General features: G+C 35.0%; 13 protein-coding genes. 5 read left to right on the top strand and 8 right to left on the bottom strand.

Features of this window, described 5'->3' with window-relative positions:
• Positions 1 to 112 precede the first annotated feature (112 nt).
• The 3 genes from ACY2RS_RS02830 (at position 113) to ACY2RS_RS02820 (ending at position 4,317) form a co-directional block, all read left to right on the top strand.
• Complete coding sequence (locus ACY2RS_RS02830) at positions 113 to 1,135, top strand: PorP/SprF family type IX secretion system membrane protein (protein WP_490097082.1); 1,023 nt, start codon at positions 113 to 115, stop codon at positions 1,133 to 1,135.
• A gap of 306 nt (positions 1,136 to 1,441) precedes the next feature.
• Positions 1,442 to 3,580 carry a histidine kinase gene (locus ACY2RS_RS02825; RefSeq protein WP_490097081.1) on the top strand — a complete coding sequence of 713 codons (2,139 nt, stop codon included), beginning with the start codon at positions 1,442 to 1,444 and terminating at the stop codon, positions 3,578 to 3,580.
• A 5-nt stretch (positions 3,581 to 3,585) separates the two neighbouring features.
• The gene (locus ACY2RS_RS02820; protein WP_490097080.1) at positions 3,586 to 4,317 is read left to right on the top strand and encodes a LytR/AlgR family response regulator transcription factor; all 732 of its coding nucleotides are present in this window, start codon (positions 3,586 to 3,588) and stop codon (positions 4,315 to 4,317) included.
• 12 nt (positions 4,318 to 4,329) lie between these two features.
• Here ACY2RS_RS02820 and murI read toward each other — a convergent pair whose 3' ends face one another.
• From murI to ACY2RS_RS02780, 8 genes are all read right to left on the bottom strand, one after another.
• Entirely contained in the window at positions 4,330 to 5,121 is a 792-nt protein-coding gene (gene murI, locus ACY2RS_RS02815) for a glutamate racemase (RefSeq protein ID WP_490097079.1), read from the bottom strand.
• A 94-nt stretch (positions 5,122 to 5,215) separates the two neighbouring features.
• Positions 5,216 to 5,725 (bottom strand): OmpH/Skp family outer membrane protein, encoded by a 510-nt coding sequence (locus ACY2RS_RS02810; protein WP_490097078.1) that lies wholly within the window; start codon positions 5,723 to 5,725, stop codon positions 5,216 to 5,218.
• Between the two features lie 49 nt (positions 5,726 to 5,774).
• Positions 5,775 to 6,665, bottom strand: a complete 891-nt coding sequence (locus ACY2RS_RS02805) for an OmpH/Skp family outer membrane protein (protein ID WP_490097077.1) — start codon at positions 6,663 to 6,665, stop codon at positions 5,775 to 5,777.
• Between the two features lie 35 nt (positions 6,666 to 6,700).
• Positions 6,701 to 9,313: a BamA/OMP85 family outer membrane protein gene (locus tag ACY2RS_RS02800; protein ID WP_490097076.1), complete on the bottom strand. Its 2,613-nt coding sequence runs from the start codon at positions 9,311 to 9,313 to the stop codon at positions 6,701 to 6,703.
• Complete coding sequence (gene uppS, locus ACY2RS_RS02795) at positions 9,288 to 10,028, bottom strand: undecaprenyl pyrophosphate synthase (protein WP_490097095.1); 741 nt, start codon at positions 10,026 to 10,028, stop codon at positions 9,288 to 9,290. The genes ACY2RS_RS02800 and uppS overlap by 26 nt, the downstream gene beginning before the upstream one ends.
• Positions 10,029 to 10,032: 4 nt before the next feature.
• On the bottom strand, positions 10,033 to 10,725 hold the full coding sequence (gene porG, locus ACY2RS_RS02790) for a type IX secretion system protein PorG (protein ID WP_490097075.1): 693 nt from the start codon (positions 10,723 to 10,725) through the stop codon (positions 10,033 to 10,035).
• Positions 10,726 to 10,825: 100 nt separating this feature from the next.
• Positions 10,826 to 11,710, bottom strand: coding sequence for an NAD kinase (locus ACY2RS_RS02785; protein ID WP_490097074.1), 885 nt, complete (start codon positions 11,708 to 11,710; stop codon positions 10,826 to 10,828).
• Positions 11,711 to 11,712: 2 nt separating this feature from the next.
• Positions 11,713 to 12,369, bottom strand: coding sequence for a CBS domain-containing protein (locus ACY2RS_RS02780; protein WP_490097073.1), 657 nt, complete (start codon positions 12,367 to 12,369; stop codon positions 11,713 to 11,715).
• An 83-nt stretch (positions 12,370 to 12,452) separates the two neighbouring features.
• Here ACY2RS_RS02780 and ACY2RS_RS02775 point away from each other — a divergent pair, with 83 nt between their 5' ends.
• Positions 12,453 to 13,166 carry a pyridoxine 5'-phosphate synthase gene (locus tag ACY2RS_RS02775; protein WP_490097072.1) on the top strand — a complete coding sequence of 238 codons (714 nt, stop codon included), beginning with the start codon at positions 12,453 to 12,455 and terminating at the stop codon, positions 13,164 to 13,166.
• 1 nt (position 13,167) lies between these two features.
• Positions 13,168 to 13,929: an alpha/beta fold hydrolase gene (locus ACY2RS_RS02770; protein ID WP_490097071.1), complete on the top strand. Its 762-nt coding sequence runs from the start codon at positions 13,168 to 13,170 to the stop codon at positions 13,927 to 13,929.
• Positions 13,930 to 13,961 lie beyond the last annotated feature (32 nt).

Here is a 13,961-nt window from a genome sequence, read left to right as displayed (position 1 = left end):
CTTACCATCAAGTGATTACTGGTTTAGGGTAGAATACACTGAACAAGAAGTGCGCAAAGAGCTAAAAGGACATTTTACCCTAAAGAGATAAGAAATAAGACGATAAAACATTATGAAGCTTAAAAAAACCTACTTTGTATTACTAGTATTGCTAGTAACCCAATTTTCATTTTCACAAGATGGTATTCCTATTTATCAGGATTACTTAAGTGATAATTTATATTTAATACATCCTTCTATGGCTGGAGCAGCGTCTCACAATCAAGTGAGATTAACAGCGCGTCAGCAATGGTTTGGACAAGAAGAAGCTCCAAATTTGCAAACATTAAGTTTTAATGCTAGACTAGGAGAAAAGTCTGGTCTTGGAGCTATTGTATATAATGATAGAAATGGATTTCATTCACAATCTGGAGGATATTTAACCTATGCGTATCATTTAATGTTTTCAAGAACAAATGCAGATTTAAATCAATTATCTTTTGGTTTGAGTGCAGGTCTTTCTCAGTCTAGATTGGATGAGAGTACTTTTTTACTTTCTTATCCTGTAGAAGATAGTTTTGATCCAAGAATTACTGGAGATACACAATCTGCTTCTTATTTTAATATTGATGCTAGTATGTCTTATAATTTCTTGAATTTTTCTTCTCACTTTACTGTGAAGAATTTAATATTTCAGAACAGAGATATCTATGATCCAAGAAATGAATCAAATAATCAACGAAGGTATTTAATTTCTGCTGGGTATGCTATTGGTAGCTATGGCACAGATTGGGCCTACGAGCCTTCTATATTATTTCAATTTTCTGAAGCAACGGGTGAGCAAGCCTTAGACGTTAATTTCAAAGCGTTTAGAACCATGGATTTTGGTAAGCTATGGGCAGCTTTGTCATATAGGAGAAGTTTTGATGGAGCAGAGTTCTTAGATGGAGGAGTGATTGATGCGCAAAAACAACAGTTACTTACACCAGTGTTTGGTGCTAATTATAAAAACTTTTTATTCGCTTATACCTATAGTTTCCAACTTGGAGATGTGAAATTTAATAATGGAGGTGGATTTCATCAAATTACATTGGGATACGATTTCCTAGGAAATAGACAAGAACCTTATGATTGTAATTGTCCAGCGATTAACTAATAAAAAGCCTTCAAAATTTTGAAGGCTTTTTTGTTGGGTACCTTTTTATAGTATTTTAACAGTATATGAATTGAGACGCTAAACTTAATTCATATTTTAATTGCAATGACGTAACATGTCGTTTCATTGAGTGAATACTATAGTTGAGTTCGTAAAGCATCTTTTTTTCTAGTTAAATAGGTGTTTGCAAAGGAAAAGGTATTTTTTATCTTGTTTTAAAGTGTGTATGTTTACTCTTTTAAGTGAATAATGAAACTAGGTAATTATATATTTTTTCTGTGTTTGTTTTTTCTGGGTCAAGAAATCGTGACTTCTCAAATACGTAAAACGTCGTCAAATTCTTTTGTTTTAAAAGGAGTTGTGATTGATGAAAAATCCAAAACACCAATTCCTAATGTTAATATAGAAATTAGTAAGGGAGATTATACAACCACTGCTCGAGACGGGAGATTTGCAATTAATGCGGTTTTGGGTGATGAATTGGTTGTAAAAAGTGATGCTTTTTCTACAGTATATTATGATGTGGATACACGAGAATTTGTAACTATAAAAGTGACCCATCTTGATGGAGCGGCTATTTCTGGATTAAGAGAGTTTCGGTCTCATGATAATTTTATTACGTATCTGGATTCTGCGAAACAGTTTGTTACAAAAGACGCCAAGAAAACGATTGATTACGTAACGAAAGCCCTAGAGTCTAATGCAGAAAAAGGACCTACATTACTTCAAAAAAGTATGGCATTTGAAACCCTAGGTGATACCTATCTGTTTTGGAGTATTTACGATTTAGCAGTTGATAATTACAAGCGAAGTATTGCAAATCAATCTAGTATTTCAAAACAACTTAAATTGGCTGATGCATTTGTAAAAAACAAAAATTACCAAGAGGCTCTTACATTATACTTGAGTTTAAAGGATGTCTCACAGTCACCCATTCAAAAGGTGCTTCTGTATGAAGGATTGGGAGATGCCTATAAGGCCACGAGAGATATTTCTAATAGTGTTTTAAGTTATCAAGCTGCACTAGAAATTGCAAGTAAAGAGCGTATGACGAATAAGGTTACAAACCTAAATGAGAAAATTGCAGATGCATATGCTAGAGCTGGTAATATTTCAGAAGCAGAAGATTATTATGGTAATACCCTAGAGTTATCTAAAAATGAAAGCCCGAAACGTGCTGCAGAAGCTAAAAATACAGTTGCAGATTATTACAATAGGAGTGGGGATTATGAAAAAGAAATTCAATTGCGTGAAGAAACGTTAGATGATCTAGAAATTATAGAAAATAATTCGGGTATGGAGGATGATGTGGCATCTCCTTTAACTCCTCAACGACAAAATTATAAAATTGCAAATGCTTTTATAGGACAAGAAAAATACGAAGAAGCCATACCTTATTTAGAAAAAAGTATTGCAGAAGCCGATAGGAAAGAGGATCTTAATGTAGAAAAAGATGCGCGTCGAAAGTTGTCTGAGGTGTTTAGAGATATTGGAGAATTTGATAAAGCTGCAGAAGGCTATGAGCGATACGTAGAAGTGGTAGATGAGCTATATATTAAAAAAGAACAAGAAATCTCACAGGCGGCTCGATTTGCACGTCAAATTGCTGAAAAGCAAAACAGGATTGCCGGCTTAGAAAATGAACGAGAGTTAAATGCTAGCAGGTATAAATTGGCCTTCGAAAATCAAGAACTTATTGAGAAGAATAATCGAACCCAAAAATGGATCATTGGTTCTTTAATTTGTATTGCACTCTTACTATTATTTACAGCATACACTCAGTTTAAAAATATAAAACAACAAAAATTTGCCAATAATGTATTGGCGTTAAAATCATTGCGCACACAAATGAATCCTCACTTTATTTTTAATGCGCTTAACTCTGTAAATAGCTTTATTGCTAGTAATGATGAGCGTGCCGCAAATAAATATCTAAGTGAATTTTCTCAATTAATGCGTTCTGTACTAGAAAATAGCGAACAAGATTTTATTTCGTTGGCCAAGGAAGTCGAATTGTTAGAAATATATACCAAGTTAGAGCATTTCCGCTTTAAAGATAAGTTTGAATACACAATTGATGTTGATCCGAGTATTGAACTAACCGATTTTGTGATTCCACCCATGCTATTGCAGCCCTATGTTGAAAATGCAGTATGGCACGGCTTACGCTATAAAAAAGAAAAAGGACATTTGGCAATTACCTTTCAAAAAATTGATCACGAAACCATAAAAATTTGTATCGAAGATGATGGAATTGGTAGAGCAAAATCTGCTGCGATGAAAACTGAAAATCAAAAAAAACAGAAATCGAAAGGGATGGGAAATATCAAAAAGCGAATTTCTATTTTAAATGAAATGTATAAAGACAAGGTAGATGTACTCATTAATGATGCGCAACCAGATACTTCAGGGACAAGAGTTACCTTGCTAATTAAAAAAGATTAAACACCATGAATTTACAAGCTATCATAGTTGAGGATGAAGAAACAAGTCGTGAAATATTACGAAATTATGTGGCTAAGTATTGCCCAAAAGTAACCATTGTCGGTGAGGCCGAAAACATTGAAGAAGCATTGGTACTCATACGCAATCACAAATTAGATCTCGTTTTTTTAGATGTTGAAATGCCTTATGGTAATGCCTTTGATTTATTAGATCAAGTGGGCGATAGACAGTTTGAAACGGTATTTGTTACTGCATATAACCAATACGCCATCGATGCGCTTAATGCCCATGCTTCCTACTATTTGCTAAAACCTATCTCTATAGATAAATTAATAGAGGCTGTAGATTATGTGCACGAAATAAAAGAAAAAGAGCATCAGTTACAAGATGCTATTTTAAAACCTCAGGTGTATCAGGTTCAAGGTAAAATAACCATTCCCGTTGCTCAGGGCTTCGAAGTATTAGAAATTCAAGATATTTTGTACTGTCAGGCCGACGATAATTATACCCATATTTATACGAAAAGCACTAAAAAATTGGTTAGTAAAACCTTAAAATATTTTGAAGATATTTTGTCCGGAAATGGCTTTGCAAGAGTACACAAATCCTATTTGGTAAACGTAAACGCTATCACCGAATACAAGAAAGGAAAAGGAGGGAGTGTTGTTTTAAATAACAACAAAGAAATCATGGTAAGCCCTTCTCGTAAAAAAGAGTTGCTTTCTTTTTTTAGCTGAAATGTTAGTACTTTAAAAGTTGTTTTCTGAAATTTTAATAGCTGCTAGGTAATCTTCTAACAGAAAATATAGCGTATCTGTATTTGTGTTTGAGAAGAACTGAAGACTTGGAGCCTCTGTCGCCTCATTTAAAAGTGATTTAGAAGCCAATATGTGCTGTGTTTGCTTTGCTACAGCCTCTCCGCTATCAATTATGGTTATATGGTCGGGAAGGAGCTCTTGAAGTGCTTTTTGTACATATGGGTAATGACTGCATCCAAGAACCAGATAATCTATATTCGCAGCAAGCATGGGCTCCATGTATTTTTTTAGTAGTGCTATAGTCTCAGGAGTATTAATATCCCCTTTTTCTATACGTGGTACCAACCCTTCTCCTACAATTTCAGTAATTGAAATATCTTGATCTAAAGACCTGGAGGTTTCGTGAAACAAATCACTACTTAAAGTTCCTCTAGTTGCTAATATTCCAATACTGTTTGTTTTAGACTGAAGTGCTGCAGGTTTTATGGCAGGTTCAATGCCTATAAACGAAATGTCATAATGATTTCTTAAGTATGAAATAGCGTTGGTTGTAGCAGTATTACAAGCCACAACAATAATTTTGCAGCCCAATGCAATAAGGTGTTCAGTATTTTTGATGCATAGGTTTAGAATCTCTTCCTTAGATTTATTACCATAGGGAGCATTGGCACTATCTGCTAAATAAATAGTGTTTTCGTGAGGCATTAATTTGTGAATTTCTTTCCAAATCGAAGTGCCTCCAACGCCAGAATCAAAGATGCCTATGGGTGCTGTGGTATTCATGGTATAAAAGTACAAACAATTTTGTTGTAAGATGTATAAAACCAAAACTGCCCGCTATGTAGCGGGCAGTAGAGATATGAATGTGTACTTAGGATTAAATTCCTAATTCTTTTTTCACGTCGTTGATAAGGTCAAATCCATCAGCTAAGATCACTCCGTTACCTGTAGCAGAGTCTAAAACATATTGGTATCCTTTTGCTCTTGCAACTTTTTGAATAGCAGTACGTGCCTTTTCTAAGATTGGCTGAAATACGTCTACTTCTTTTTTCTGTAAGTCTTGTAATGCCTGTTGTCTGTATGCAGCAATGTTACGCTCCATACCTTGAACTTCTTCTACACGTTTTGCATTCTCTTCTTGAGTTTTTGTGCTTTCTTCAGCTCCGTATTGCTTTACTTTGGCTTCAAATTCTTTAGCCATATCTTTAATTGCAGTGTCATACGTTTTTTGCAATTTCTCTAACTGGCTTTGAGCTGCTTTCATTTCTGGCATTGCTTCAACAAGAGCTTGAGTATCAATATGTGCAGTTTTTGATTGTGCATTCATAAAACTTGTAGCTCCTACAAATAATACGATAGCTATCATTAAATTCTTCATTGTTTTCATTGTAATTGTAATTAAGTGTTATATAAAATTTCGGGTTTACTATACTTTTTTAATTTCCGTTGTCGCCATCGTCATCACCAGTTGGAAGCGCTACACCTCCGCCTTGAGGTGTTCCTCCTTCGTCATTTCCTTCTGGAGGCCAAGGCAATCCATTTCTGACTGCTTGGATAGAATCTCTTCTTCTTTGACGTTCTGCCAACAGTCTAGCTCTTTTAGCTTCGTAAGCAGCTTTTTTTGCAGCTCTCACAGAATCACGTTCTCTTTTACGCTCATTCATGATTTGCTCACGTGCTGTTTTTTTGGCTTCATTTTCAGCTTCTCTTTCGGTAACTTCTTTGTCTTCTTCTAGAGAAAGATCATCTCTTTTTTCTATTTCTCTTCGCTCTCTTCTGCTTTTTGCCTCTTTTCTTTTCTCAACTCTGTTAATGCTTCTTAAAACAATATCGCTTATGTCGTTTCTTTTGGCAGCAAATAACATCACTACATCTGCTGATTTGTCAAAGATGAAGTCGTATTTTTTTCCTTCTGCTACCTCTTGCACGATGTTGAATACTTGGTCTTGTATAGGTTGTACTAATTGTCTTCTTTGAATCACTAAATCTCCACCAGGGCCAAAACGATCTTGTTGGTATTTGATCATTTCATCTTCCTTGATTTTAATTTCTTCTTCGCGCTCTTCAATAAGTTCTTTTGTTAATAGTACTCTCTCATTTGTGAGATTAAGTTTCATTAACTCAATTTCTTTATTCTTTTTTTCAATGTCTGCTTTCCAGCGTTGTACTTTTCCATCTAGCTGCGTAGATGCTTCTTTATATTCTGGTACATTTTCAAGAATGTACTCCATGTCAATGTATCCAATACGAACACCTCTTTGTGCTTGTGCTGAAAATGATATGCAAAAAAATGCAATCGCTACTAAAAGAATTTGTTTAGTTTTCATAGTGATGGTTGATGTTAAGAAAATATCGTGCCAAATTAAAATTGTTGTCCTATTATAAAGTGGGTTTCCCAGCCATTACGCTCGGTCCCAATATTTGTTGGATCAAATCCATACCCAAAATCGATACCTAATAATCCAAATGCCGGCATAAATATACGCAATCCTGCGCCAGCAGACCTTTTTAGATTAAAAGGATTGTAATCTCTAAACCCGTCATAAGAGTTTCCTCCCTCTACAAAAGCCAATACATATATGGAGGCTAATTGTTTCAATGTAATAGGATGTCTCATTTCTAACGAAAATTTATTGTAAATGGTATTTCCATCTTGAGGAGATAATGATTGATTTGGATATCCACGCAATTGCACAACATCTCTTCCGTCCAAACTAAATGCTCCTAAACCATCTCCACCCACGAAAAATCGTTCAAATGGTACTTCTCCTCTACTATTATTGTATGCTCCTAAAAATCCAAACTCTGTTTTAGAACGCAATACTAAATCTCCAAATATTTTATTGTACCAAGTACCATCAAATTTAATTTTATAGTATTCTAGCCATTTAAAACGTTCTTGGTCAATCTCGGAAATTCTATTTTGAAGATCTACGTTTGATTGATCCTCAAGTAAAAGCCCAACTGTTTCATCGCGTTCAATTGCTAATGCATCATAGTCTACACCATTGAATAATGAATAAGGTAAGGTTACTTTTGCTGAAATTTTAAATTCTGCACCAAATTTAGGATAAATAGGGTTATTACCCACATTATTTCTACTAAGTCCAATAGTGTAGGCTAAGTTATTAGAAAAACCATTACCGAATGTAAAAAGTGGTGATTGATAATTTTTTAGATTAAAATGCTGGTAACTAATAGCATTTGAGAATGTAAAGTTGTCATCTGGCCACGTTAATCTTTTGGCAAGTCCTAGAGATCCTCCTGTAATTAAGAAACGTTGGTCTCTATTTACTTCTCTATTTTGAAAGTCAAAACGATACTGAACTGTGTGAGAAAAAGAAGCACTAAGTTGAACGGGTCTTTTACCTCCTAACCATGGTTCTGTAAGTGATAAACTATATGTTTGGAAATTTGTACTAGCTTGTGCTCTTAATGATAATTTTTGACCATCACCCATAGGGAGTGGCTTGTATGCATCAAAATTTAAAATGTTACGTAGTGAGAAGTTGTTAAATGAGAGCCCTAGGGTACCAACAAAACCTCCACCTCCATATCCTCCTTGGAGTTCTATTTGGCTAGAGCCTTTTTCTACCACAGAGTACTCCATGTCTAGGGTACCGTTATTTGGATCTACGTTTTTAAAGTTTGGAGAAATTTGCTCAGGATCGAAGAATCCTAAATTACTCAATTCTCTTATGGTTCTAACAACATCTCTTTTACTGTATTTCTGACCCGGTCTTGTACGAAGTTCTCTATAGATTACATGATCATTTGTTTTGTCGTTTCCAACCACGGTAATATGATCAAAATACGCTTGCTTCCCTTCTCTAATTCTAATTTCATAATCTATAGTGTCTTGGCGAACTGCAACCTCTACAGCGTTGATGGTGGAAAATAAGTACCCGTTGTTTTGATACAAGTTGGTCAGGTCAAATGCTTCTGGATCTGTGTTGTCTTCTATGCGCTTGGCCATCAGTGTACCATTGTATACTTCTCCTTTTTTAATACCTAAGGTTTGACGCAATTGACTGTCTGTGTAAACACTGTTTCCTAGAAAACGTATATCTCCGAAATAGTATTTTTTACCCTCATCAATATCTATATGAATACCAACATTGCGTTCGTTTTTGTCGAATACACTGTCACGAACAATTCTGGCGTCTCTATAACCGTTCTCTTTATAGGTTTGGATGAGAGAAACTTTATCTTCTTCATACCCCGCATCTGTAAATTTTGACATTTTCCAGAGACGAATAGGATTTCTTCTTTTCGTGTTTTTCATGGAACGCCTAAGCTTTCCGTCTTTTATGTTTTCATTTCCTTCAAATTCTAAAGGAGAAACCTTTACTCTTTTATTCTTATTTACAAGAATATTCATGTCTTTTGCAATCTCTGTACCCGTAGAATCTAATTTTGGTACGGTGCTAATGATGACATCTGTATTGTAAAACCCTTTTTCAGCAAACTTGTTTTGTATGAAATTTTTAGTAGTAGTAATTAAGTTTTTGGTGATTTTAAGGCCAGGTTTTAATTCTGTTTCTTTTAAAATCTCTTTTACGACACCTTTACGCATTCCTTTCCCCTCTATCGTAACTTCATTTAGTTTTGGAAGCTCTTCGATATAGATTTCAAGGTCGGCAATAGTTCCTTCTATTTTTGTTACATAAATAGCAATATCACTAAAGAGGTTTTGATCCCATAATTTTTTGGTGACTTCGCTAAGGCGCTCTCCCGGGATAAAAATACGCTCTCCCTTTTTAAGTCCCGTAAAGGCAATTACAGTTTGTTCATTAAAGCTTTGTGCTCCACTTACCGTAATTTCATTTATTTCATACTTGATTCCAGCATCAAGCTCTTTTTGTTGTGCTTCTGCTGTAAAAACTGAAAGCATTGTAATACATACAATGCTAAATATCTTTCTGAAATTGCTAAAAAAATAATGTTCTTTATAATTGCTCACTTGTCTTTCCAAATCGTCGTTCTCTGTTTTGATAATTTAATATTGCCTCAAAAAGATGGTTTTTTGTATAATCTGGCCAAAGGATATCGGTAAAATATAATTCGGCATATGCTATTTGCCACAACAAAAAGTTGCTTATGCGTTGTTCACCACTTGTACGTATTAATAAGTCTACATCTGGTAGGTCTTGTGTGTATAAATGATTGTTTATCAGTTTTTCGTCAATATTTGACGGCGAAATTAGTCCTTTTTTAACTTTAAGACTAATCTCTTGAATGGTTTTTGTAATTTCTTCTCTAGACCCATAACTTAATGCGAGTGTTAAGGTCATTCTTGTGTTGTCTTTGGTTTTGTCTATAACATCCAAAAGCTCTTTATGAGCCTTCTTAGGGAGCGCTTCTAGATTACCAATAGCATTTAATTTTATATTGTTTTTGTTTAATGTTTTGATTTCTTTTTTTAAGGAAGAAACTAGTAATTTCATTAATAATTCTACTTCTAATTTTGGACGGTTCCAATTTTCGGTAGAAAAAGCATATAATGTTAAATAAGGGATGTTTATTTCTGCACATGCCTCTGTAATTTCACGAACTGCTTTTGTACCACTTTCATGCCCCATAGATCGAAACATACCTTTTGCTTTTGCCCAGCGACCATTACCATCCATGATAATAGCCAAGTGATTTGGCAGTCTGTTTTTGTCTATATGCTCTAAGAGACGATCCATTTTTTTAAAAATTACAGTAACAAGGTTGTCTGCCAAAAGTAAATGAGAAAGTGATGCCTGTAAAGACATACCAATCATTATTATTTTGATTTCCAAATTTTAAAGCTTGATCGTTTGAAAGCCCTTTAATAGGGTTACTTCCATCTAAATCATCTGTAAATGTATATCGTGCTCCGATTTCTAGAGCAGCGATTAAATTTGTACTAACGGTTGCTTTATATCCAATAACAGCAGGAATTGCAAATGAACCTGCGTTGTCATACCTAGTGCTATTTCCTGAAGGATTGATAAAAGTAGCATCGTATAAAAAGTAGGTGATACCTGTATACAAATAAGGAGCAGAAGTTGGACTTCCTGAGTTTAAATTGAATTCCCAAAAGGTATATTCCATCCCTGCAGAAAATTCTATGATGTTATTCGTAAAAGAATAACCTCTTTCTTGTCTTCTTTCTTCGTTGCTCTCCGTGTCTTCTCCAGATACGCCAGCCACAATTGCTGAAAAACGAAAGGAGTGACGCTCGCTTCTATTCCATTTAAAAACACCTCCTACAGCAATTGAATTTGGATTGAGATAGGTTGTACTTCCAACATCTCCAATAACATTGGCTCCACCAACATAACCACCTAATTCATATGTTTGTGAAGTTGCTGTTTGTAAGCAACATACCAATAAAAATACGGCTATTAAATACCTCATAAAATTTAAAAAGTTTGCAAATATAACAATAAACTTGGCACTACCTCATTGATATCCCATTAGTCTAGTGTGATAAACATTTTTTGAAGATATTTATTGCCTAATTTCGTTTGTCTTCTCCCCACAATAATTTTTTACGAAGTGTTTTTATAAAACTTTCATTGGTGAGTTGCACCAATTTAATCGTGAAAGGTGCTTTTTTAATGGTAATAATTGTTTCGTTGTCAAGGGTGAGAATTCTTGAATCTAATGATACAAGATGTGTGTTTTCTCTTCCTGAAACTTTAAGGGTCACCACACTGTTGTCTGGAATTACTAAGGGTCTTACATTTAAATTGTGCGGCGCAATAGGTGTAATGACAATACTTTCGTTGCTAGGGTCTATTACGGGGCCTCCACAACTTAAGGAATATCCTGTAGAACCTGTTGGGGTTGCTACAATTAAACCATCAGACCAATAAGAGGTTAAGTACTTGTCATTTACAGTAGTTTCAACTTTTATCATCGATGTGGTATTCTTTCTATTAACGGCCACTTCGTTTAAAGCAAAATTCAACGGTGTTATTTCATCATGAGATGGACTTGTTTCAATAGCCAAAAGAGATCGTTCAGAGATGTCATAGGCACCCTCTAATATTTCAGAAATACTTGCAGCAACATCTTCTTTTTGTATGGTAGCTAAAAAGCCAAGTCGTCCTGTGTTTACTCCTACTATGGGAATGTTTAAATCTCTAACAAAGGTGATGGATTTTAAAATTGTGCCATCGCCACCAATGCTAAAAAATAAATCATAACTGTTGTCTAATTTTGTGAAAGAACCCAGCTTCGACAAATCGGTGTGGAAAGATTGGTGTTCTTTCATGAGTGACAAGAAATTTTCTTCCACTAAAATTTCTACCTCTTTTTGCTGCAGTGCATTGAGGATAGACTGAATATGAGTTTCAGAATTTTTGTGGTAAAACTGACCGTAGATTCCTATCTTCATGACTACATGTTTAGGTATTTGTCAAGATAATTAGATCGTTTTTTTAAATCTTCAACAAAGCGATCTTCTTCATGATTAGAAATAACATTATAGCTGTATCTCCTAAATGTTTGTACAATAGCGTTCATGCCATTATGACCAATTTTTATGGTAATCTGAGCCATGTCGTTTTGCATTTTTGAAACAAACAAGCCTAGTATTTTTGCATCATTACTTTCAACAATTTGACATATTTCTGAAAACGAATAATCTGTCATTCCTTTTTCAACAACAATAATACCCCCAGCTTCACCTAAAAATGGGGTGTCGTTAAAGATATTCATGATATCGCTTAGTTCGTAATATCCTAAATAGTCATGTTGTTCTGAAAGTACTGGCATAATAGTGCTGCTATGCAATGCAAATGCCTCTAAAATATCAAGCCAGTTGGTAAGCTTGTTTACATGAAAAGCTTCAAGAGAATATTGATAGTCTTCTAAACTTTTATCGGCTTCGTAACAATGAATGTCATTTTCTGAAATGGAACCCACAAATGCTCCATTTTTAGTGACTGGAATATGAGAATAGGTAAGCTGGTTAAAAGTATTTTGTACCTCACTTACCTTTGTGCTTAATTCAAAGGGTAGAATGTCATTAATAATGTATTGGTGTGTTTTCACAGCAGTAGTTTTTATGCAAAATACTTAAAATATAGTTTCAAAACTGCGCTTAAGCATTGTATTTTTGTTTCAAATACAGCATGATGACAAAATTAAGTGTAAATATTAATAAAATTGCCACGTTACGCAATGCGCGTGGTGGAGATTACCCCAATGTGGTGCAAGTTGCAAAAGATGTTCAGTTGTTTGGTGCCCATGGTGTCACCATTCATCCTCGACCAGATGAGCGTCACATTCGCTACCAAGATGCCTACGACTTAAAAGATGTGGTCACAACAGAGTACAATATTGAAGGGAATCCTATTCCAAAATTTGTGGATATGGTGTTGGCAATTAAACCCACACAGGTAACCTTGGTGCCAGATAGTGTAGACGCTATTACTTCAAATGCTGGCTGGGATACCTTGAAACATAAAGCCTTTTTGAGTGAGGTAATTTCAGAATTTAAAAGAAATGGTATTCGCACCTCTATTTTTACAGATCCATCGCTACACATCATTGAAGGAGCTGTTGCTACGGGAGCCGATAGAATAGAATTGTATACAGAGGCTTTTGCTAAGGAGTATTCCTTCGGAAATGTTAGTGCCATTGAACCGTATGCTGCATGTGCAACCAAAGCACATGAACTAGGATTAGGAGTCAATGCGGGACATGATTTATCACTAGAAAACATCGAATTTTTCGCGCAAAACATTCCGCATCTAGCCGAAGTGAGTATTGGGCATGCGCTTATTTCTGAAGCCATCTACAAAGGTTTGCAGCCAATTATTGAAGCATATTTATCAAAATTAGCATAGTATGATGTTACATTCTCAGATTTTTGGGGAAGGGAAGCCCTTCGTTATTCTTCATGGCTTCATGGGGATGAGCGATAATTGGAAGACTTTGGGTAAAAAATTTGCGCAGGAAGGCAATCAAGTACATCTTGTAGATCAGCGCAATCATGGCAAAAGTTTTCATGACCCTGTATTTACCTATGAGGCTATGGCAGCTGATTTGTTAGCATACTGCGAGCATCATCATTTAGAAGAGATACGTTTGTTAGGACATTCTATGGGAGGAAAAACAGCTATGGAGTTTGCTACACAACATCCCGAACGAGTATCCAAATTGATCGTTGCAGATATTGGTCCGAAGGCATATCCGCAACATCATCAAGATATTTTAAAAGCCTTGTCGCTATTAGATTTTTCAATTTTAAAATCAAGAACTGCTGCAGAAGAAGCCTTATCGGTGTATATTAAAGATGCTGGGACACGACTTTTTTTACTTAAAAATTTGTATTGGATTGAGAAAGGAGTCTTAGCATTACGTGTTAACCTTCCTGTGGTAACAAAAGAAATTGAACAGGTTGGAAAGGCACTTGACAGTATGGCTATGTTTGAAAAAGAAACGCTTTTTTTAAGAGGTGAACGCTCAGGATATATCACACAATTAGATGAAATGAATATTTACAAGCAGTTTCCAAAAAGCAAAATACAGACTGTTTTAAATGCTGGACATTGGTTGCACGCAGAAAATCCTGCTCAATTTTACCAATTTGTAATGAATTTTTTATAACATTGCAGATACAAATTTATTATGTATGCATA

The sequence above is a fragment of the Patiriisocius sp. 208BN25-11 genome (genome assembly GCF_058147145.1).
Note: the sequence above shows the minus strand (reverse complement) of the source record. Positions and strands in the feature narration are given on the sequence as shown.

Coding starts and splice junctions, on each gene's coding strand:
- ACY2RS_RS02830 (WP_490097082.1), top strand. CDS start 113: ATGAAGCTTAAAAAAACCTACTTTGTATTACTAGTATTGCTAGTAACC.
- ACY2RS_RS02820 (WP_490097080.1), top strand. CDS start 3,586: ATGAATTTACAAGCTATCATAGTTGAGGATGAAGAAACAAGTCGTGAA.
- murI (WP_490097079.1), bottom strand. CDS start 5,121: ATGAATACCACAGCACCCATAGGCATCTTTGATTCTGGCGTTGGAGGC.
- ACY2RS_RS02810 (WP_490097078.1), bottom strand. CDS start 5,725: ATGAAAACAATGAAGAATTTAATGATAGCTATCGTATTATTTGTAGGA.
- ACY2RS_RS02805 (WP_490097077.1), bottom strand. CDS start 6,665: ATGAAAACTAAACAAATTCTTTTAGTAGCGATTGCATTTTTTTGCATA.
- uppS (WP_490097095.1), bottom strand. CDS start 10,028: ATGGATCGTCTCTTAGAGCATATAGACAAAAACAGACTGCCAAATCAC.
- porG (WP_490097075.1), bottom strand. CDS start 10,725: ATGAGGTATTTAATAGCCGTATTTTTATTGGTATGTTGCTTACAAACA.
- ACY2RS_RS02785 (WP_490097074.1), bottom strand. CDS start 11,710: ATGAAGATAGGAATCTACGGTCAGTTTTACCACAAAAATTCTGAAACT.
- ACY2RS_RS02775 (WP_490097072.1), top strand. CDS start 12,453: ATGACAAAATTAAGTGTAAATATTAATAAAATTGCCACGTTACGCAAT.
- ACY2RS_RS02770 (WP_490097071.1), top strand. CDS start 13,168: ATGATGTTACATTCTCAGATTTTTGGGGAAGGGAAGCCCTTCGTTATT.